17 protein-coding genes are annotated in these 20,324 nt (G+C 68.6%); 13 read left to right on the top strand and 4 right to left on the bottom strand.

Annotated features, from left to right (window positions below; translation table 11 throughout):
- The first annotated feature begins 289 nt into the window (after nt 1–289).
- Together CF15_RS07200 and CF15_RS07195 are read left to right on the top strand one after the other, a co-directional pair.
- Complete coding sequence (locus CF15_RS07200; RefSeq protein WP_058371183.1) at nt 290–2,062, top strand: hypothetical protein; 1,773 nt, start codon at nt 290–292, stop codon at nt 2,060–2,062.
- 296 nt (nt 2,063–2,358) lie between these two features.
- Nucleotides 2,359–3,297 (top strand): cation efflux transmembrane domain-containing protein, encoded by a 939-nt coding sequence (locus CF15_RS07195; protein ID WP_058371182.1) that lies wholly within the window; start codon nt 2,359–2,361, stop codon nt 3,295–3,297.
- A gap of 6 nt (nt 3,298–3,303) precedes the next feature.
- On the opposite strand, the gene coaBC is transcribed toward CF15_RS07195, so the two are convergent.
- Nucleotides 3,304–4,602 (bottom strand): bifunctional phosphopantothenoylcysteine decarboxylase/phosphopantothenate--cysteine ligase CoaBC, encoded by a 1,299-nt coding sequence (gene coaBC, locus CF15_RS07190; protein ID WP_168371332.1) that lies wholly within the window; start codon nt 4,600–4,602, stop codon nt 3,304–3,306.
- Nucleotides 4,603–4,638: 36 nt separating this feature from the next.
- Between coaBC and CF15_RS07185 the strand changes: the two genes are divergently transcribed.
- The 5 genes from CF15_RS07185 (at nt 4,639) to CF15_RS07165 (ending at nt 9,049) form a co-directional block, all read left to right on the top strand.
- Nucleotides 4,639–5,613 carry a GHMP family kinase ATP-binding protein gene (locus tag CF15_RS07185; RefSeq protein WP_083494559.1) on the top strand — a complete coding sequence of 325 codons (975 nt, stop codon included), beginning with the start codon at nt 4,639–4,641 and terminating at the stop codon, nt 5,611–5,613.
- A 52-nt stretch (nt 5,614–5,665) separates the two neighbouring features.
- Nucleotides 5,666–6,661 (top strand): acyl-CoA thioesterase, encoded by a 996-nt coding sequence (locus tag CF15_RS07180; RefSeq protein WP_058371179.1) that lies wholly within the window; start codon nt 5,666–5,668, stop codon nt 6,659–6,661.
- Nucleotides 6,662–6,664: 3 nt separating this feature from the next.
- On the top strand, nt 6,665–7,612 hold the full coding sequence (locus CF15_RS07175) for a ketopantoate reductase family protein (RefSeq protein ID WP_058371178.1): 948 nt from the start codon (nt 6,665–6,667) through the stop codon (nt 7,610–7,612).
- Nucleotides 7,576–8,439 carry a 3-methyl-2-oxobutanoate hydroxymethyltransferase gene (panB, locus tag CF15_RS07170; RefSeq protein WP_058371177.1) on the top strand — a complete coding sequence of 288 codons (864 nt, stop codon included), beginning with the start codon at nt 7,576–7,578 and terminating at the stop codon, nt 8,437–8,439. The genes CF15_RS07175 and panB overlap by 37 nt, the downstream gene beginning before the upstream one ends.
- Nucleotides 8,440–8,716: 277 nt before the next feature.
- Nucleotides 8,717–9,049, top strand: a complete 333-nt coding sequence (locus CF15_RS07165) for a hypothetical protein (RefSeq protein ID WP_058371176.1) — start codon at nt 8,717–8,719, stop codon at nt 9,047–9,049.
- Here the strand turns inward: CF15_RS07165 and CF15_RS07160 are convergent.
- The 3 genes from CF15_RS07160 to CF15_RS07150 are packed head-to-tail and all read right to left on the bottom strand — an operon-like array spanning nt 9,046 to nt 12,624.
- Complete coding sequence (locus tag CF15_RS07160) at nt 9,046–9,795, bottom strand: CoA-transferase subunit beta (protein ID WP_201783095.1); 750 nt, start codon at nt 9,793–9,795, stop codon at nt 9,046–9,048. The two genes, CF15_RS07165 and CF15_RS07160, sit on opposite strands and share 4 nt — an antisense overlap.
- A 13-nt stretch (nt 9,796–9,808) precedes the next feature.
- Nucleotides 9,809–10,633, bottom strand: coding sequence for a CoA transferase subunit A (locus CF15_RS07155; RefSeq protein WP_070807841.1), 825 nt, complete (start codon nt 10,631–10,633; stop codon nt 9,809–9,811).
- 26 nt (nt 10,634–10,659) lie between these two features.
- Entirely contained in the window at nt 10,660–12,624 is a 1,965-nt protein-coding gene (locus tag CF15_RS07150; RefSeq protein WP_058371174.1) for an acetate--CoA ligase, read from the bottom strand.
- Nucleotides 12,625–12,846: 222 nt separating this feature from the next.
- Here CF15_RS07150 and CF15_RS07145 point away from each other — a divergent pair, with 222 nt between their 5' ends.
- The 6 genes from CF15_RS07145 (at nt 12,847) to CF15_RS07120 (ending at nt 20,242) form a co-directional block, all read left to right on the top strand.
- Nucleotides 12,847–13,602, top strand: a complete 756-nt coding sequence (locus tag CF15_RS07145; RefSeq protein WP_058371173.1) for an ABC transporter ATP-binding protein — start codon at nt 12,847–12,849, stop codon at nt 13,600–13,602.
- Entirely contained in the window at nt 13,599–14,759 is a 1,161-nt protein-coding gene (locus CF15_RS07140; RefSeq protein WP_058371172.1) for an ABC transporter permease subunit, read from the top strand. The genes CF15_RS07145 and CF15_RS07140 overlap by 4 nt, the downstream gene beginning before the upstream one ends.
- 23 nt (nt 14,760–14,782) lie before the next feature.
- Complete coding sequence (locus CF15_RS07135) at nt 14,783–15,556, top strand: hypothetical protein (protein WP_058371171.1); 774 nt, start codon at nt 14,783–14,785, stop codon at nt 15,554–15,556.
- Between the two features lie 218 nt (nt 15,557–15,774).
- Nucleotides 15,775–16,935, top strand: a complete 1,161-nt coding sequence (locus tag CF15_RS07130; RefSeq protein WP_058371170.1) for an NrfD/PsrC family molybdoenzyme membrane anchor subunit — start codon at nt 15,775–15,777, stop codon at nt 16,933–16,935.
- A gap of 13 nt (nt 16,936–16,948) precedes the next feature.
- Nucleotides 16,949–19,585 (top strand): molybdopterin-containing oxidoreductase family protein, encoded by a 2,637-nt coding sequence (locus CF15_RS07125; RefSeq protein WP_058371169.1) that lies wholly within the window; start codon nt 16,949–16,951, stop codon nt 19,583–19,585.
- 12 nt (nt 19,586–19,597) lie between these two features.
- Nucleotides 19,598–20,242 carry a 4Fe-4S dicluster domain-containing protein gene (locus CF15_RS07120; RefSeq protein WP_058371168.1) on the top strand — a complete coding sequence of 215 codons (645 nt, stop codon included), beginning with the start codon at nt 19,598–19,600 and terminating at the stop codon, nt 20,240–20,242.
- Nucleotides 20,243–20,324 lie beyond the last annotated feature (82 nt).

The following is a 20,324-nucleotide window of genomic DNA, read 5'->3' as shown; positions in this document are numbered from 1 at the left end:
GGATAAAACCTCTTAGGGCCGGCTCCTCCCTGGCCGCGCTGCCCCTCTTGCAGCGCTGCAGGCCCCCAGGGGGAGCCTGCACGGTCTCCTCCCGCCGGCCCCTCCCAGTACCCCATGCAGACGCCCGGGGATATAGAGGGTCTAGTCGGGAACCAAGCCCCGGGTCAGGCTGAACGAGCCCCCGGGGGCTGGGGCGGCGGTGGCAGCGGGTAGTTTCACCCGCCTCCAGGATACTAACACTATATCACAGGAGGGCTGCTGCGGTGGTAGCTGTGGATGTGAGGACTGAGTGGAAGACATAGCTAGGCATACCCCGTACCATGCCAGGGCGGCGCGCCTCGCAGCCGTGGCGCTCCTCTCCCTGATCCTCCTCGTCCCCGCGCCCATGGCCCCGGCGGGGGCCCAGCAGGCGGCCGGGCTCCGCGTGGAGGTCCACAACTCGACGCTAGCCATACTCGTCTACCCGGATGGCTCGATAAGGCCGGTCTACCATCTCGAGGCCAGCTTCTACCCCGTCAAGGGGACGGGCGCCGAGGGAACGGTTAACGCCAGCTACACTACGTACTATAACGGCTCGCTCGAGCGCCATGTGCTCAACGCTACAGCCCAGCTGGCCTTCTCCAAGCCGGTGGAGAATGGCAGCGCGGTTTTCAGGCTGAACGGCAGCTACAGCTACAGCAACGGCAGCGGGGAGGCTGTGGCCAGCGGCGGCCTGGTGGCGGTGAGCGGCGGCAGCGAGACCAGGCTGGGCCTGGAGGAGCTGAGGGTAACGCTCTCCAACGCCTCCGAGATCCTGGTGGATGCCAGGCTGCTTCTGCCCAGTGGCAGCGTGGACCCAGGCCAGCTGCCCCCGGCGAGCCAGCTGAACATGCTGCTGGCGGTCCAGGGGATAAGCTACCTAAGGGTGAGAGAGCTTAGCGCCAGCGAGCAGAGCGACGGCAGGGTACTCCTCCACCTGGCGCTAGCCATAGACGCCGACGCGATGCTGGAGTCGGCCGCAGGCATGGGGCTCAGCGCGGGCGACGTGGCAGCGATAAGGGATATGCTGGGCTCCGACATAAGCGTCAACGGCTCCTTCAGCCTCAACGCCAGCGAGGAATCGAGAGGCGCCTCGTTGAGGGCATCGCTCAGCTACATTGACACCCACATGGGGGACCTGGAGAACGCGAGTAGCATCGCCGCCAGGGCGGCGCCGGCCCTGGAGCACCTAGTGGCAGTGCTAGCGGCGAGAGCGGCGGCCCCCTACCCCGGGGCCCCCGGCGCCGGGATCGGGGCCCAGCTCCCGGTCCAGATAGCGCCCCTCCCGCTAGGCTGGCTAACGGCGCTCCACGAGCTGGTCTCAGCCACCCCGCCGGGGCTCGTCAGGGCCCCCGGCGAGGCGGCCGTAGAGGCCAGGCTGGCGCTCCACATGGATAGGGCCGACCTGGTGCTCGACTACACGGGCTACAGGCTCCACACCGCCAACACCACGGGCAGTCCCGCCCGAGACGCGTCCAACGCCCTCACCGCGGTCTCAGCAGCCTACACTGCGGCGCAGCCGGCCATAGAGCAGGCGGGCAGCGTGGCCCCAGGCATAGTGCCGGAGGAGGCGAGGCTCATCCCTGCGGGCAGCGAGGTCAGCATCCATCCCAGCCACGCCCCGCTCCCGGAGCTGGGCAGCGTGGTGGTTGTGATAGGGGGTGAGAGCAGCCAGGGCCAGCCTTCCACGACGGCCACGCCGCCAGCCACCACAACCACTACTACAACCGCGCCGGCCACGACTACAACCTCGACAACAGCTACAATCACCACCACTACATCTACCACAGCGGCCACAACAGCCACGCCCACTACAGGGTCCACTACAGGGACAACGACGACAGCGGGCGCAACCACAACGGCGGCAGCCACAGGAACCCCGGCGTCGACAACCCTCCCGGCAGCCTCCAGCACGCCAGCGGCCACGGCTAGCCCCAGCCCCGGCGGTGGCCACGGCCGCGCAGCAGCCTACGCGGCGGGCGGCATAGCAGCCGCGGTAGGAGTGGCGCTGCTGCTCAAATGGCTGCTTGCAGCCAAGCCCTAAGGCGGCCTGCCTCTCGGCACTCTCCCAGGCAGCGCACCCCACCCTAATCCTTCTTTCCACTGGCCTCCCAGACGTCCCCATGCTCTCCTCCACCAGCTCCATGGCCTAGCCCACACCTTATCCACTCCTGCCTCTCCTACGGGCCTGCCCTCAGCGCCGTAGGGTCCTGGAGGAAGGTGGTTACGTGGAGAGGGACTGGAGGCGGCGGGGAGGGGGGAGGAGGGGATGCCCGAGGGCCTTATCAGAGCCTCCCGTCGAGCCCCGCCTGGGCGACGGAGCTCCTGGGGGAAGGGGCTGTGCGGGCCAGGGGTCTCCCGGCGGTGGTGCTGCTCAGCCTCGCCGGCGCGGCTGTCAAGATCTACGGCTCGCTGGCCTACGGTAGCAGGGCTCTCCTAGTTGATGCCCTAACCTGTGTAGCCAGCCTCGTCTCCCTGGCGGCGGTGGTCTGGTACCTGAGCATCGCCAGCGCTCCTCCAGACGAGGACCACCCCTATGGACACCACCGGCTCCGCTACGGGGGCGCGCTGGCGAGCCTCTCGGCCTACATGTTCGCCGCCGGCTTCTCCGCCGCTGTGCTGGCCGCGAGCACGGGGGGCTACCGGGTGGGTGGGGAGAGCAGCCTAGCCGCCCTGGTGGGCGGGGGCTTCTACGCCGCCGCTGTGCTCGCCGCCCGGGGGCTTGACCCGGTGCTCCGCGTCTACGCCGGGTTCACGGCCAGCGAGCTGGTTGAGAGCGTTGTTACCGCCGCCAGCAGCTGGCTCGGCTCGAGCCTCGGCTACCTCTACGACCTCGCCGGTGGAGCCCTGGTGCTCGCCTACCTCCTCTACGAGGCGGTCGAGACCCACCGGAGGCTGCTCCGCGTATTCTCCGACACGGCCGCGCCTAGAAGGCTGTACGAGCTCGTCGAGAGGGAGGCCCGGCTCCGCGGCCTGGAGCCTCTCCGGCTTAGGCTCCGTATGCTCGACGAGGCGCGGTGCAGCGGCGACCTGATAGTGGTCCCCGAGAGGGGGATGCCGCTGGACGTGGCCGATATACTTGCCGACGAGCTCCGCCAGGAGATGGAGGCCAGGGGCTGCGACCTGGTGATACACGTGGGTGTCCAGGAGAGGCGCGAGGCCGCTGCAGGGGGTGGAGGCCTCGGGGTGGGACCCGCCGGCTCACCCCAGGCCCGGGGAGCGGGCCCCGGCGTCGCCGGCGCGGCCTCCATGGCCGCAGAGAGTGGGGGCTCCTCGTGATAAACCCTAGCGCGGCCTATGCCCCTCCCGCAGCAGCCTGCCGACGGTGTCGAGGAGCCGGCGGGCGGCCAGCCTCTTGTGCATCCTGGGGATCTCTATCCTCTCGCCCCTCCAGGTCACCACGAGCAGCCGGTTGGTGTCGTAGCCGAAGCCGGCGCCGGGCTCGAGCACGTTATTGGCCGCCACGGCGTCGAGCTTGTAGCGCTCCAGCTTCTCCCTGGCCTTCTCCTCCAGCTCCCTATCATCCCTCGCGGTCTCCGCGGCGAAGCCCACGTGCACTGCCCTAGGGGCCTCGGCCACCGCCTCCTCCACTATCTTCGGGGTCGGCTCCAGCTCCACGCTCAGCCTGCCCCCAGTGCTCGGTATCTTCTCCCCGCTGCTCCTGGCGGGCCGGTAGTCCGCTACCGCGGCGGCGTAGAGGGCGGCGTCAACCCTCCTCACAGCCCTGAGCACCGTGGCCATCATCTCCTCGCTGGTCTCAACCCTCACGGCCTCATCAAGGTAGCCTGTCCAGCCTCGGGGGAGCCCGGCGCAGAGCGGGCCGTGGACGAGCCTCACCCTCGCGCCCCGCCACGCCGCCTCCAGCGCCAGGGAGACGCCCATCTTCCCGGTGGAGGGGTTGGTGACAACCCTCACCGGGTCCAGGTGCTCCCGGGTGGGCCCGGCGGTGACGAGGACGTGGACGCCCTGGAGGTCCCTGCCCCTGGTCACCACGGCCTCGGCCCACCAGGCGGTGAGCTCCACCGGAGGGTACTTCGCCTGCTCCCCCTCAACCAGGGGGTGGAGCACGTGGAAGCCCTGCCTCTCCAGCTCCTCGACCAGCCTCCCGGCCCTCCTCCACATGCCCATGTGCATCGCGGGGACGAGGAGCACGGGCTTCCCCAGCCCCGCCGCCTCCTGGGCCAGGGCTGAGACGGGGGTCGAGGCGCGGAGGCTGGCTATCTCGGAGAGCGTGTCCAGGCTCGCCGGCGCCACCAGCACGGCGTCGCAGAGACGGGCGAGCGCCACGTGCTCTATCGCCCCGGTTATCTCCGTGACCGCGGGGAGCCCGGTGGCCCACTCGAAGAGGCTTGGGGAGACCAGCTCGGCGGCCGCCCTCGTCATGGCTACGCGGACCACGGCGCCGTAGCGCATAAGCAGCCTCGCGAGGTCGATGCTCCTGTATACAGCCGCGCTCCCCGTGACCCCGAGGGCGATGCAGCGGCCCTCGAGGTCGCCGCCCAGCTCCCCTATGATCCCGGCGCTGGGGTGGCGGGCGCCCCAGAGCCAGGGCTCCAGGCCGCGGGTCAAGGCCTGCAGCGCCACCCGCCGCTGTTCCCCGGCCCCCCGGGTTTGAATTAGATGGCGCCAGGCGGTGGCCCCCAGGGGCTGCGGGGAGGACCAGTGGCGGGCAGCGGCTGCCTCTACCGTGTCCGGGTCCCGCTCCATGTAACCGGGCTCTGGCTCCCGGTCTGGCGGCCCTCCCGGAGGGAGACGGGAAGCCTGGGCGCGGGCCTCCTCCTGGAGCCCGGGGCGGTGGCGCGGGTCGCCAGCTGCAGCGGCGGGGGCTGCGGCGCCCTAGTGGTGGCGGCTGGCGCGAGGCTCGAGGAGCAGCCCAGCGTTCTGAGGGAGCTCTACAGGCTCCTCGGCGGCCCCCGGGCCCGCGTCCTGGTAGAGATCCCCGTCCCCCTCGCCGTGGGCTACGCGGGCTCGGCTGCCCTGGCCCTGGCGGTGGCTGCTGGGGAGGCGGCTGTGAGGGGCATGAGCCTGGAGGAGGCGGCGGCGCTCGCACACGAGGCCGAGGTGGCCGCCGGCACCGGGCTGGGGGACGTGGCCGCCATGTTCCTCGGCCGCGGCCTGGAGGTCAGGCTCGCCCCCGGAGCCCCCGGGCTCGCCAGGCTGGCCAGCTACCCGGTGCCGGTGGCGAGTGTCTACAGCCTGGAGCTGGGCAGGATGACCACGGATGAGATGCACCGGGGGCTCGGGGAGAGGCTCCATGTGCTCGCCGCGCCAAGGCTGGCCAGGCTGGCCAGGAGCCCCGGGCTCGAGCGCTTCCTGGAGGAGGCCCGCGGCTTCAGCATCGAGGCGGGCTTCGCCCCCGGCTGGCTGGCGGAGGAGCTGGACGCGCTGAGGGAGAGGGGGCTCCTCCTGGGTTGGTACGCTAAGAAGAAGGTGGCGGTGGCCGTGCCGAGGCCTGGCCGCGAGCGGGAGGCCTGGAGGGCCATCGAGAGCCTAGCGGCGGGCCACGGGCTGGCTGCGAGGCTCCACCGGCCCGCCCCCGGCCCCCTGACCCTGGAGCCCTGCCCCGGGGAGCCGGGCGCGGAGGCCTGGCACTAATAGCCCGCGGCCCCTGGCCCCCCCCCCCCGGGGCCTGGAGGCCAGCAGGGCCGTGGCCCGGAGGCTCTGTACCGAGGAGAGCCTTGTCACCGTGCTCCGCCCCATATACCCCAGGCACACTAACCGCTACGGCACGCTCCACGGGGGCAGGCTCGCCGGCTGGATGCTCGAGGCCGGCGGCATGGCTGCTATGAGGGCCTCCAGGGGCTACACGGTGCTCGGCGCGATGGACTACCTCTTCATGCTCAGCCCTGGGAGGCTCGGGGAGAACCTCCACGTCTACGCGTGGGTGATAGGCTCCACGACCCACACGCTCGACGTGCTGGTCTACGCGGAGGCCCACCCGATAGGGGGCGGCGGGGCCCGGCCGGTGAGCGTCAGCCTCCAGACCCACGTGGCTGTCGACGGGGAGGGGAGGCCCAGGCCCCACGGGGTCGAGGCGGGGCCCTGCAGCCTCGAGGCGGAGGAGCTGGCGGAGACGCACCGCTACTGGCTCGAGGCCCGGAGGCCCCTCGTGGAGAGGAGGAGGGAGATAGCCTCCAGCAGCGCCCCCCTCGACGCGGTGTACAGGAGGACGAGCTACTTCTTCGTCTCCCCCGAGGACACGTTCACCCTCCCCGGCGTGCTCGACGCATCAAGGCTCTTCTACTATATAGACCAGATGGCGGCCGTGCCCGCCATAGAGTTCACCGGCGCCCCGATGGTGACGGCGGGCTTCGACGCAGCCGTGTTCGCCTCCCCCGCGAGGGTGGGGGACCTGGTGAAGCTGGAGTCCGGGATAACCGGGGCGGGGAGGAGCAGCCTCGAGGTAGCGGTACGAGTCGCGGCCAAGAACCCCCAGCTCGAGGAGACGGAGAGGACGGTGGCCCTCCTCTACGCGACCATGGTGGCTGTAGACGAGGAGGGGAGGCCCAGGCCCCTCCCCCGCCGCCCCCTGCTGAGCGGGGAGAGGATGAGAGAGTACCTGGAGAGGAGGAGGCTGCGCGAGGATAGGAGGAGGGGGGTAGGGAGGATAGTGGAGCAGGCCCGTAGGCTCGCCGGTGGCTGAGCCTTGGAGCCCCTGGTGGCCGTGGTGGGCGGCTGCGGCGCCGTCGGGAGCGTGGCCGCGGTCGCGCTCGCCAGGGCCGGGGCCCGCGTGGCCGCGGTGTCCAGGAGGCCCGGGGGCTGCAGGGAGGAGGCCCTGGAGGCCCGCGGCCTGGGGGCGGCCCGTCTCCCCGTCTGCGGCTGGCAGGGGGCCCGCCGGCTCCGGCCCAGGGTGGTGGTCTACGCGACCAAGGCCTACGACCTGGATGGGGCGGTTGAGGCATCCCTAAGGGCGGGCTGGTCCCCCGAGCTGGCGGTCTCGATGCAGAACGGGCTCGGCAGCCTCGAGCTGCTCGAGCAGGCCTACGGCCCGGGGAGGGCCGCCGCGGCGCTAGCCTACTACGGCGCCACCAGGCTCCCCGGGGGCTGCGGCGCGAGGCTCGCCGGCTCCAGCCGCAGGGTTGCGGTCGGCTGCCGGGCCAGGGCGGGGGGCGCCTGCAGCCCCCTGGCCAGGAGGCTGGCGGAGCTCCTCTCCAGCGGCGGGCTCGAGGCCGAGTACGTGGGCGACGTGGAGCCCTACAGGTGGGAGAAGCTGGCGGTGAACGCGGCCGTGAACCCTGTAACGGTGCTGGCCTGGGATAGGAACAGGGTGGTGGTGGAGAACCCCTGGGCCCGCGGCCTGGCCGAGGCCCTCGCCCGGGAGGTTGGGAGGGTGGCCAGGGCCGCGGGGGTCGAGCCGGCCAGCGACCCCGTGGAGGCTGCGCTCCGGGTGGCGGAGGCGACTGGGGACAACTGCTCCTCGATGCTGGAGGACGTGGCCGCGGGGAGGCGGACCGAGATAGACTATATCAACGGCGCTGTATGGAGGCTCGGCGAGAGCCACGGGGTGCCCGCCCCTGCGAACCGGGCGGTCCACCACGCTGTGAGGCTGCTCGAGCCATGGCTGGCCGGGAGAAGGTCACCGTGCGCCACGTGATTAGGGCTAAGCAGAGGGGGGAGAAGCTGGTAATGGTCACAGCCTACGACACGCCGACAGCCCGGCTGGTGGACGAGGCGGGGGTCGACATGATCCTGGTGGGCGACTCGCTCGGCATGGTAGTCCTGGGGCTCCCCTCAACCCTCCAGGTCACCATGGAGGACATGGTGCGCCACACCGAGGCGGTTGCCCGGGCCCAGCCACGGGCACTAGTGGTCGGAGACATGCCGTTCATGAGCTACGAGGCCTCGGTGGCCGAGGCGGTTAGGAACGCCGGCCGCCTCCTCTCGGCGGGAGCAGACGCGGTGAAGATAGAGGGCGGGAGCGAGTACACGGACGTGATAAAGGCTATGCGCCGCGCCGGGATACCGGTGATGGCGCACGTGGGGCTCACGCCCCAGAAGCACAAGCTGCTAGGCGGCTACAGGCTGGTGGGGAAGACGGCGGAGGAGGCCCTAGAGGTCATACGCGACGCCGAGGAGGCCGCCGAGGCGGGGGCCTTCGCGGTAGTGGTGGAGTTCACCGCCTGGGAGGTGGCGAGGGAGATAACAAGGAGGATAAGCGTGCCCACGATATGCATAGGCAGCGGCCCCCACTGCGACGGCCAGGTGCTGGTCATCCACGACATGCTCGGCCTAACCCCCAGCCCGCCGCCCTTCGCCAAGCGCTACGCCGACGTGGCCTCGGTGATACGCGGCGCGGTCGAGGCCTACGCCCGCGAGGTGAGGAGCGGAGCATTCCCGGGCGAGGGCATGTACTGGGGCATGAAGAGCGGCGAGCACCAGCGCCTCCTAAAGCTGCTGGAGGGCAGGGGGGAGAAGCGCTAGAGAACCCCCGGGCCGGGAGGAGAGGGGGTCGGCATTCGCTCCCCCTCCACGCAGCCCCCGGGGGAGGGCTCGGCGAAGCCGGGCACACTCCCCATCCAGCCCGAGAGGCGGCTCCGGGGAGAGGGGAGGCTAAATTTCCGCTAAACCTCCGGAGGGGCGGGGACAGGCTTCAGGAAGGCGTTAGGTTGCAACCCCGCCCCCGCCCAGGGCCCTGGGGCTGGGTGGAGGGGCGGAAGAGAGATAGCCTGGGAGGAGCCCTTATCCTTAGGGCCTCCAGGTGCTGGTCCTGCCCTGCGACCGTGGCGCCGCGCTGGCTAAGCTGGAGCGGCTCCACCGCCGGCTCCGGGGCAGGCTGCTGGGCGTTCTGGCGTCCTCCACCCTCGCTGCCCTGCTGGTGCTCGCCGCTGTAACCCTCCTCCCGCTGCCCGGCCTGGCCCTCGTGGCCCTCGCCATCCTCGCCCTCCTCCTCGCGGCCACGCCGCTCCTAGCCTACGCCCGGCTGCTGCGCCCGCTCCTGCTCGTGGAGAGGCTCCGCCGCGGCCTGGCGGACGGCTCCATCGATATCAGCGAGGTCTGCGGCCGCCCCCTCCTGGAGCCGCCCAGCCGCTAGCCCATGCGCTGGAGGTAGCGGAGCCCCTCGGGGTCGTGCTCCCTTATCACCTTCTCCTCCTCGGGCGTCAGGGGGTCCAGGGTCTCCACGCCTCCGCGGGGCACCCTTATCCTCATCGATGAGTTGGAGAGCACCTCCTCAACCGTCACGCCTGGGAGGAGCATGCGGAGCACCGGCCCCTCCCTCGTGTACTCTATCAGGGCCTTGTTCGTGCAGAGCAGGTGGCGGAACCCCTTCTCTATCCTGACCCTCCCCGGCCCGGTGACGAAGTCGACGCGGGGCACCAGCACCCTGGGCTCGTGCCTCGCCCATATGATGAGCTTCGGCACTAGGGGGAAGAGGTAGGCCGTGGCGGCGCCTCCGGGCAGCTTCACCCTGGGCTTGTCGTAGCCGCCTATGGCTGTGAGGTTTGTGTTCCCCTCCTCGTCGACCTGGGCGGCGCCGAAGAACATTGTCGTGAGCCTCCCCTTGGCGGCGAGGTCGAAGGCGTCTATGGTTGTGAGCACCCCCAGGGGCTCCGGCTCGGTGTAGGGGTCCCCGGTGCTGGGGGCCAGCCTGACCGCCTCCACCCTTGGCTCTAGGTGCTCCACGACGCTGGCCCATGTGAAGTCTACGCCGTAGACGCGGCGGGCCAGAGCCATGGCTAGGACGGGGAGGGGGCTGGTGAGCCCGTGGTACACCACGTCCCCGTCCTCTATCAGCCTGGCCATGCATTTTATCATGTGGTCTGTGGGCCTGCTGGCCACGGCCGTCTACCCCTCACCCCCTCATCCTGGAAAGGTTGGCCTTCACCCACTCCATGGCCCTGCCCTGCCTCGCCGCCTCGACGTAGCCGCGTATCGCCTCGTAGTCTGCCCGGTAGAGCCCCGGCATCGCTGTCGGCCAGGCGCCCCTGGGCGCGTGGACCACCGCGTCCACGTGGAGGCTTGTAGCTGAGAGCGTGTGCCTGAAGCCTCTCAGCTCCTCCGGCTCCACGATCCTCTCGGCCGAGATTATCACGTGGCGGGCGGCGCGTATCTTCAGCTCGTCCTCGAACCTCGGGCCCTCTATCACAGCGTTCCCGTAGGGGTCGCTGACGTGGACGTGGACCAGCGCGTAGTCCGGCTCTATCGCCCGTACAGCCACCAGCTCCTCGCCGGTCCAGGGGTCCCTTATCCTCCTCCACGTCCCCCAGCGCTTCTCATGCAGCTCGAGCAGCTGGCTTCCCAGTATCCCCCGGGCGGGCATGAAGGGGACGCCCTGGGCCCCCGCCCGGAGCCCGGCTATCACCGCGCCGCAGGTGTCCTCGATGTACTCCACCTCCCCCCTCTCGGCCAGCCTCCTCACCGTCGGGGCCAGCCCGTAGAGCTCGAAGCTGGCCATAGCGGCCCTCACGCAGCGGAGCAGGCCGGCCGCAGCCATAACGTCCAGCGCGAACCCGGGCTCCCGGTCTATGAAGCAGAGGTCCCTGGCGCCGCGCTCCACCAGCGCGGCCACAAGGGCGGAGGGGTTCCTCACGAACGTTATACCGCTCACCGTGACGCTGGAGCCGGGCTCCACCAGCTCCGCGGCGTAGTCCAGGTCCACGAGCTTGGGGCTCGGCACCCCTAGGCCACCCCCTCCATCCAGCCTTAGCCCCTGGCCGCGCTCTCCATGGCTCTGCGGAACTCCTCGACCGCGCGCCTCACCTCCTCCACCCCTGCCTCGTCCTCGAGAGTGCTGAGGTCGCCCAGCGGGGCGCCGGTGAGCACCGCGCGGAGCACGCGGCGCAGGATCTTGCCGGTCCTGGTCTTCGGCAGCTTGTCCACCACGTAGACCCCCTTGACCACGGCGACGGGGCCGTACCTCCTCCTTATCATCTCCCTGACCTCCCCCGCCAGCCTGGCCCGATCGACCTCCACATCCATCTTCGGGACCACGAAGACGGCGAGGACCGTGCCCCTAAGCTCGTCCGGCACGCCCACCACGGCGGCCTCCGCCACGGCGGGGTGCTCGAGCACGGTGTTCTCGACCTCTGCGGGGCCTAGCCGGTGGCCAGCCACCTTCAGCACGTCGTCGGCCCTGCCGAGGATGTAGACGTAGCCGTCGCTGTCTACGTAGCCGTAGTCGCCGGTGTAGTAGTAGCCGGGGAACCTGCTCCAGTAGGTCCTCACATACCTCTCCCTGTCGCTCCATACACCGTAGGCGAAGGCCGGGGGCACCGGCGCCTTGATAGCTATGTAGCCCTTCTCCCCCGGCGCCGCCTCGCTGCCGTCGTCGCGTAGGACGCGGAGGTCTATCCCGGGGTAGGGGAGCCCGACGCTCCCCCTGCGGTAGGCTATGCCCCCTACAAGCCCGTAGCCGCCCGGCGCGGTGATGAAGCCGCTGTTCTCCGTCTGGCCCCAGGTCTCCACCACGTGGCAGCCCTGGCGGCTCCTGCAGACGTGGTTGACCAGCCAGTGCCAGGGCTCGAGGCCGAGGATCTCCCCCGCGCTGACTATGAGCCGGAGGGTCTCGAGGCTATAGCTACGGGGCACCTTCTCCCCGTAGCGGATGAGCAGCCTGACAGCGGTCGGCGCCACCCAGGCCATGTTGACGCTGTAGGAATCCACTATGTCCCACCAGGCGCCGGGCCCCGGGTGGTCGGGGGCGTCGCTGTACCAGACCACGGTGGAGCCGTTGAGGAGCGGCCCGTAGGTGGCGTAGCTGTGGCCGTTTATCCAGCCTATGTCCACTGGGACGAAGAACACGTCGTTGTCCAGGAAGCCGAAGAGCCACCGGGTATGAGCGTAGGTCCAGACCATGTACTGGCCGTGGAGGTGTAGCATCCCCTTGGGCTTACCCGTGGTGCCGCTGGTGTATAGTATGAAGAGCGGCTCCTCGGACCTCACCATTACGGGCTTGAAGCCCACCCTCCGGGGGTACTTCTCAAGCTCCTCGTGGACCCAGAAGTCGCGGCCAGGCCTCATCTCGACCTCGTTGCCGGCCACGCGGTGGACGAGGACCTTCTCCACCACCCCGCCGGCCTCGGCCACCGCCTCGTCGACCACGGGCTTCAGGGGTATGAGCCTCCCCCTCCTCCTCATCCCGTCCGCGGTCACCACAACCCGGGCGCCGGAGTCGCGTATCCTCTCGGCAAGGGCCCTGCTCCCGAACCCGCTGAAGACGACCACGTGGGCGGCCCCGAGCCTGGCCACGGCGAGCATAGTATACATCGCCTCGGGCACCATGGGCATGTATAGTACCACGCGGTCGCCCCGCCGGACACCCATGTCCCGGAGCAGGGAGGCGTAGCGGTTCACCTCCCTCAGGAGGTCGCTGTAGCGGATTATCCTCTCCTCGCCCTCCCCGCTCCTCCAGATCAACGCGGCCTTGTTGCCCAAGCCCTTCTCGATGCTCCGCTCCAGAATGTTGTAGGTTATGTTGGTGACGCCTCCCACGAACCAGCGGTAGAACGGGGGATCAGTGTCGTCGAGCGTGGTGTCCCAGCGCCGGGCCCAGTAGAGTTCGCGGGCCACCCGGGCCCAGAAGCCCTCCGGGTCCCGGAGGCTCTCCTCAACCACCTCCTTCTGCCTCTCCACAAGCTCGCGCTCCCAGGCATCCCCGCGGGGCTCCATGGCTACCAGCCTGCAGTCGCGGCGCTACGCGCGCGGAGCGTAAAGAAGAGGTACAGAGCTAAGATATAAACCTGCTATTTTACCTAATCTATGCCCACAGTTCCGTGTCGCCGTGCCGGCTTACCGTGGGCCCAGGCAGCGATGGACGCGCCTGGGGTACCTCTTCTTAAACTCCAGCCCCGCCCCCGGACTGGGCGCTCCACCAGGGGCGGGCATGGAGGCATGCCGCTGCTGGAGGTCCAGGGGCTCGTCAAGATCTACCCCGGCGGGGTGGAGGCCCTCCGCGGCGTGAGCTTCAGCCTCGAGGAGGGCGAGGTCTTCGGCCTCGTCGGGCCCAACGGCTCGGGGAAGACGACGCTCCTCCGCATAGTGGCCACGCTGCTCAAGCCCACCAGGGGCAGGGTGGTCCTCGACGGGGTGGATGCGGTAAGGGAGCCCGGGGAGGCCCGTAGAAGGCTAGCCTATGTCCCCGAGGAGGTTGGGGGCTATCGCCGGCTCACGGGGCTCGAGTACCTCTCCTTCGTTGTGGGGGCCTTCCTCTCCGCCCGTGGCGCCTCGATGAGGGAGGTGGAGGAGGCGCTGGAGGAGGCGGTGAGGCTCACCGGGCTCAGCCGCCGGCAGCTGGGGAGGAGGATGCAGGAGTACAGCAAGGGTATGAAGCGCCGCCTCCAGGTGGCCTGGGCGCTGGCGGTGAAGCCTAGGCTGGCTATACTCGACGAGCCCACCTCCGGCCTCGACATGGAGGCCGGCTACGAGCTTCGCAGGGTCATAGCGGGGTACGCTAGGTCCCACGGCGTGACGGTGCTGATGAGCAGCCATAACCTCTTCGAGGTCGAGTACCTCTGCGACCGGGTCGCCTTCATGAAGAATGGGAGGGTGATCGATATGGGCTCCCCGAGGGAGCTTATAGCCAGGTACGGTGCCCGCAACCTGGAGGAGGCCTACATGAGCGCTGTGGCGGAGCGTGGCGCGGCTTGAGAAGCCTCATAGCAAAGGAGCTTAAAACGCTTATAAGGGAGCCGATGGTAGTAATGATGATAGTTATGCCTGTGCTTGTCTACGCGCTCAGCGCCCCCTTCTACAGCGGTGCCGCCCGCCAGGCTGAGGAGGCGGCCAGGCTCCGAGGGGTCCGCCTGGCCCTCCTCTCCTGCCACGGTGGGGGCCTCGTCCTCAGGCTTCTGGCGGCCTCCCTCCGCTCGGCCAACGTGAGCGTGGACGTGGTGGACAAGTGCAGCCCGGTAGAGGTGCTAGAGGAGGGCTATGACGTGGCGGTGGCGGTCAACGCTACGGGCGGGCGGCTCCGCCTAGAGATATACGTTGGAGGGGACCTCGCCAGGCTCGCCCGCACCCTCGCCCTCCCCGGCTCCCTCACCAGCGTCCTGGCCCGCGCCATGTCTCCCGGGGGCAACGTGTCGAGCAGGGCCTACGTGCTGCTTAACGGCCGGCTCTGGGGCTTCGAGGAGCTGAGCAGCGTCTACTACACGGGCGTCACCATGGGCTACGCCTCGCTCTTCATACTCTTCCCCGCCGCCTCGCTGGGCGCGGCGCTCATAGGGGCTGAGAGGGAGGAGCGCATGCTTGACGTGCTCCTCTCCCTCCCGGTGCCCAGGAGGAGCATAGCCCTCTCCAAGGCCGTTGCCGCGCTCGTGGTGGCCCTCCTCGCAGCGGGCTCGGCGTTCGCGGGGCTCTTCATCCTCTTCTCCTCCCTGGGGCTCCGGCTCAGCCTGCCGAGCTACTATACGCCGGCGAGCCTCGGGCTCTACACCCTCTCCCTCGCCTCCGAGTCCCTGCTGGCCACGGCTCTGGCGATGCTGGTGGGCCTCTTCGCCTCAACGGTGCGCGGCGCCCAGTCGGCGGCCGCGCTGGTCGCGTTCCCCGCCCTGATCCCGTTCCTCGCGACCCTGGCGGGGCTGCCCTCCTCAAGCCTCTTCGCCCTGGCCCCATACGCTGCCTCCATCTACACCGGGCTCTCCCCGATCCTCGGGCTGAGGCCGGCAGCCCTGGCGACCCTCGCCCAGCTCGCCGAGGCCGCCGCAGCCCTCCTAGCGCTGGCCAGGCTGCTGGAGTCCGAGACTGCTGTAACCGGGCCGGAGACGCTTAGGAGGCTGCTCTCCAGGCTAAGAGCGAGGAGGTAGCACCCCGCGGGGCCCCGGCGGCCTTGGCCAGGGTGAAGCATGTAGCCGGCGTGACCGTGGCTGTCCTGGAGCACGGGCCCACGCCCCTCTCCCCCCTGGGCGGCATGCTCTCCAAGCTCGGGGAGGTCTACCGGAGGGCCCGCCCGGGGGAGAAGCCCGACTACGTGGAGCTGCACCTCTACCCGAGCATCCTGGCCCTGGCGGAGGCCCTTGAAGGCGAGGCTCTGCGGGCCGGCGCGGGGGTCTCGGCGGCCTACCCCGTGGCCTACGAGGCCTGGACCGGCATACCCAGGATACATGCGGTGCCGGGCGAGCTGGCCAGCCTGCCTGGCGGCCTCTCCCTGCTAGCCCACGAGGCCGTGCACAGCATCCTACACCAGGGCCCGGGCTACTACATTGTCCGCCTCCCCCGCGGGCTCCCCGCCCACAGCGGCGTCCTCGTGGCCCACGCCGCCGCAACGGTAGTCAAGGACCTGGAGGTCCACCTCTGGATGGCCGAGAGGGGGCTAGCCGGCGACCTAGGGGCGCTGAGGAGCTACTGGCTCCACAGCCTCCCCCGCGAGGCCCCCTGCACCCGGCTCACACTGGCCGGGGATGTGCTCAGAGCCGCCACCGCCTGGATAGCCGAGGGCCTCGAGCCCCCGCTCCCCCAGGGCTGCAGCAGCCTAGCCCCGCTCCTAGGCGTACTCCAGAGCATGGCCGAGGGGTGGCGGAGAGGGCTGAGGCCCTGGGGCCAGGTGGACAGGCTGGTAGAGGAGATGGCCCGCCTCGCGGCGGACGGCACGCTCACACCGTAGCATCGGGGCTCCACAGCCCCCGGGCTGCAGCCCGGCAACCAGGCCCCCAGCATTTCCATCATATATATCATTATACTCTAATGATTCACGTTATAGTATTTTATCATGATATTATATTAATGCGTTATTATGCAATTTATTGAGATAGAAATAAATAGAGCAATCAAGCGTTGAAATGTCACGGCCAAGGCGTGGAATACATTGAGGTGCTATTGTGTATGGATAGCAGGATAGCACTCGCGATAGGCATAGTGGTGCTGCTTGTAGGCCTCGCCGCGCTTGTGCCCGGCCTCCAGCGCTACTGCCCGAGCTGCGTAGTGGAGCGCAGCCCCTACCCGTTCACTGTGATGATGGTGGCCTACACCACCTACGCCGGCCTGGCAGCGGGGATAGTGATGGCGGTCTCCCTTGCGAGGCTCGCCGGTAGGCTGGACGAGAAGTGGATGAGCCACGCATACTGGGCGGCGCTCGGCCTGCTGATAGCTGCCTGGATAACAGTGTTCCTCGACCTCGGCCGCCCGGACCACGCCGTCTGGCTGGTGGAGGGCTGGCACCCGACCAGCAGGGTCGCCTGGATGCCGGTGTTCTACATACTCCTCCTGATACCGCTGCTCACAGTGCTGGTGGGCTGCATAAGGGAGAGCAGGGTCTGCTCCAACGGCGTGGCGGTGGGCGCGGCTCTCCTCACAGCGGCGCTGCTCGAGCTCAACCTTGGCAGCGTCTTCGGCTTCGCTGTCGGGGTCCCGGCGTGGCAGGGGCTCTACCCTGCCCTCAGCTTCCTAGTGGCCGGCGTGGCAGGGGGTGCCGCGGCTGCGGCCTTGCTGGTCCCTCTAGGCGCTAAGCTCCACGGCTCCGGCTCCGACACGGCGAAGGCCGTCAGGCCGCTGGCCGGGATAGCCTTCGCCGGAGCGCTGCTCGAGCTGATCCTCGAGTACTGGAGGGGGCTCCAGGCGGGCTACTACCCCGGTGTTGAGGCCTACTTCAGCCTGGCAGGCTCCAGCATATGGGTGGAGGCGGGCCTGCTGGTAGCGGCGCTGATAGTCCTGGCTGCGGCCTATGCGAGGAGGAGCTACTGGGCCCTGGTGCTGGGCTCCCTGCTCCTCATAGCTGGGGTGGTGGCCGGGAAGTACGGCTTCATAATACACGGCGAGGAGGCCAGGATAGAGGCCCAGACATTCACCCCGGTGAACCCCTACAACGTCCTCTACGGGGGCGAGCACTACAGCATCTCGGGGGCCGACGCGGCGGCTGTGGCTGCGGCGCTCCTCATAGGCCTTGGGGTGTTCATGATTGGCGAGCCTCTTCTCGCTCTCGAGCCTGGTGAGAAGCCTAGACTGCTTTTCTTCCGTAGCGCAGGCGGAGTAGAAGCTAAGCGGTAGAGGGGTGGCCTACGTGTCGAAGCTCTCTAGGCGTGAGTTCCTCAAGGCCGCGGGCGCCACCGGCGTAGCATTGGCAGCGGCTGAAGCGCTCAAGCTGGGCGTGGGGAGGCGCGGCTCAGGCCCGGGCCTCATGCTCGAGGCGGGCAGCGGGGATGCCGAGCTTGTGCCCAACGTCTGCAGGATGTGCACCGCGGCGTGCAGCGTGATGGTCCGCGTTAGGGACGGCAGGCCTGAGAGGATAATAGGCAACCCCTACGCCGACGTGCTGAACTCGACGGCAATCTGCGCCCGGGGCAACGCCGGCGTCTTCCGCGCCCTCAGCCCCGATAGGCCCAGGAGGCCCCTGCTGAGGACGGGCGGCGCCCGCGGCACCTGGAGCTTCAGGGAGGCGGACTACGAGGAGGCTGTGGCCAGGGCCGCGGAGATACTTGGCAAGCTCTACAGGGAGGGGAGGGGGGACAAGCTCATAGTAATCATAGGCCAGATAGGCTGTGCTACCTATCACCCGCACTCGGCAAGCCTCGCCGCGGTCCTGGGGAGCCCCAACATCATAAGCATGCCGCTCTCGACCTGCATAATGCCTAAGGGCGCTGCCTGGGGCGTAACCGGCCTAGCAGGCAAGCACACCGAGATCCTGCCGGACTACCCGAGGACCAGGTACTTCCTCAGCTTCGGCCGCAACCTCGGCGGCGCCGTGGCGGTATCATACCAGACGAGGAGGGCCGGCGAGAACATCCGCAGCTTCAAGCTCGTGGTCCTCGACCCCAGGCTCAGCGAGTGGGCCGCCAAGGCTGATGAGTGGATCCAGATCAGGCCTGGCACCGACCTGGCGTTCCTCCTGGCGATGATAAACGTGATAGTGAGCGAGGGGCTCTACGACAGAGAGTACCTGGCCAAGTACACCAACGCGCCTATGATAATCGCGGGTGACGGCCTAGCCCCGGTGAAGACCAGGAGCATCAAGAAGAACATAGCCGGTAAGGAGGTGGAGCTGGTAGACTTCCTGGTCTACGACCTAGCCTCTAGGGAGTTCAGGTGGGCTAGCGAGGCGCTGATGCCGGCGCTCGAGCTCCCGCCCGGGGCCCGCGAGTATGAGGGCAAGCCGGTGCGCACGGTGTTCGAGGCCCTCCGCGACCACGTGAAGCAGTACACCCCCGAGTGGGCCTCGAGGATAACCGGAGTGCCGGCAGAGACCATCAGGAGGATTGCAAGAGAGTTCGCCACGACAAAGCCGGCGGCGATCGAGACCGGCTGGAACTCGAACAAGTACTGGAACGGGTTCCAGCTGTACCGCGCGGCAGCAGTGCTAGCGGCGCTCACTGGCAACCTGCTCCGGCCGGGCGGCGTGGTCCTCTCAGCAGCCGGGATAAGCAGCGTGCTCTCTAGGGCAGGGCCCCCAATGCTGCCTCCGACCTCGGTCGTCCAGAAGGCGGATCTCTCCACCGAGATAACCCTCAGCGACGGCACCAAGGTCAAGGGGCCGCTCCTCCCGCTGGGCTTCAACTACACCGAGAAGCTCCCCGAGCTGCTCAGCAGGGACAAGGGCTGGGTGATACTGGTCATAGGGGCCAACCCCGCTAAGACTATGATGGGCACGGCGTTCAAGAAGATAGCCACACTACCCACAGTTGATGCCGTGATAGACCTAGGCTACAATCTGGACGATACCGTGCTCTACAGCGACGTGTTCATACCCGAGTGCGCCTACATCGAGAGGAGCTACAACATACACGGGGCCTGGTTCACCCCCGCTAAGGCTGTACGCGCTGCATTCAAGGCCGCTGACCCGCCGCGGGGCGTGCAGTGCAAGGGGCTTGTGGAGATCATAGCGGACATACTTGCCAGGATAGACGAGGAGCTCGTTGAGAAGTATGCCGAGCACCTGGCCAGCCACCTGGGCATGCCCAGCTGCGCCGAGGGCTTCATCGAGGCTGCCCGCCGCTACCTGCAGACGAGGCGCCACGACGAGTTCATGTCCGGTATAATAGAGGCGCAGGCCAAGTGCATGGGGCTGAACCTGGCCAAGCTGAGGAGGGAGGGCATAGTAGTCATTAAGCCGGAGGAGTGGGGCCTGGAGATGAACAGGAAGATACTGGAGAACGGCTGGCTCAACAGCCCGACGGGCAAGGTGGAGATACTCCCGCTCAAGATACTGGGGCTCATGAAGAAGCGCGGCTTCCCGCTGAAGCCTGAGTGGCACCCGTTCCCCACATGGGTGCCCCCAAGGTGGATGCGCGGGCAGCTGGGCGGGGACGAGTTCGTGGTGATAACGGGCAAGGTGCCCACCATGAGCCACGAGTCTACCTATGACAACCCGCTGCTCGCGGCCAAGCTCACGCCGCCGGAGCATGAGAGCGTGTGGATCCACAGCTCCAGGGCCCAGGCGCTCGGCGTGAGAACCGGGGACGTGGTGGAGGTGTGCGGCGAGAGCGGCAAGTGCTTCAAGGCAAGGGTGTGGGTGACCGACTGGATCCACCCGGACGCGGCCTACATACCGCCGCACTACGGCGCCGAGCCGGAGCTGAGGAAGAGGCTACGCTTCTACAGCGCAGAGGTGCCGCCGCTGGCAGAACTGGCCCCGCTGATCACGGAGCCCGTGGCAGGGAGCCACCTCATGTCCGACTTCAAGGTCAAGATAAGGAAGGCCTAGAGGTGGCTGGCCGTGACGAGGCGTATAATGGTCATAGACCTGGAGAAGTGCATAGGCTGCAACGCCTGCACAGCAGCATGCGTGGCCGAGAACCTCAACAGCCCGATCTACTACAACCCGCCGCCGGTGGCCAAGCTGCTCGGGCTCGCGGAGAATGCTAAGAGCCCCGAGGAGGCTAAGACGCTGATCCACGAGCTGCTGTGGCTCCGCACGAGGACCCACCGCGTCTACCGAGACGGCGACATGACAGTATACCATATCATGTGCCAGCACTGCGACGACGCCCCATGCGTGGCCGCCTGCCCCACCGGCGCCAGCTACCAGAGGAAGGATGGCATAGTGCTGGTGAACCCGGAGAAGTGCATCCTATGCGGCTACTGCATCGCTGCCTGCCCCTACGGCGCCCGCCACGTGAACCCATTCACGAGGACAGTGGACAAGTGCACCCTCTGCGCCCACAGGGTGGACAGGGGAGAGCTGCCGGCCTGCGTCGAGACCTGCCCCACCGGCGCCAGGATGTTCGGCGACCTCGACGACCCCAACGACCCTGTTGCGAGGCTGGTGAGGACAGGGCAGGCCAGGCCGGGCTCGGTCGGGGGCGTCCTCGGCCCCACGAGGCCGAGAGTCTACACGGTGCCGCCGCAGAAGAAGAGGTAGCCCCACGCCCAGCCGCTTTTCCAGCCCCACCCCTCTTCTCCATCAGCCTCCCGGGGGCCAGGCAGCCTGCCCGTGGGGCTCC

It is taken from the genome of Pyrodictium occultum (genome assembly GCF_001462395.1).
GTDB lineage: Archaea > Thermoproteota > Thermoprotei_A > Sulfolobales > Pyrodictiaceae > Pyrodictium > Pyrodictium occultum.
This window is presented reverse-complemented; position numbering and strand designations above follow the sequence as displayed.

Bases quoted from the DNA above. Each gene is read 5' to 3' on its own strand.
- CF15_RS07185 (WP_083494559.1), top strand. From the start codon at position 4,639: ATGGCGCCAGGCGGTGGCCCCCAGGGGCTGCGGGGAGGACCAGTGGCG.
- panB (WP_058371177.1), top strand. From the start codon at position 7,576: ATGGCTGGCCGGGAGAAGGTCACCGTGCGCCACGTGATTAGGGCTAAG.
- CF15_RS07150 (WP_058371174.1), bottom strand. From the start codon at position 12,624: ATGGAGCCCCGCGGGGATGCCTGGGAGCGCGAGCTTGTGGAGAGGCAG.
- CF15_RS07145 (WP_058371173.1), top strand. From the start codon at position 12,847: ATGCCGCTGCTGGAGGTCCAGGGGCTCGTCAAGATCTACCCCGGCGGG.
- CF15_RS07130 (WP_058371170.1), top strand. From the start codon at position 15,775: ATGGATAGCAGGATAGCACTCGCGATAGGCATAGTGGTGCTGCTTGTA.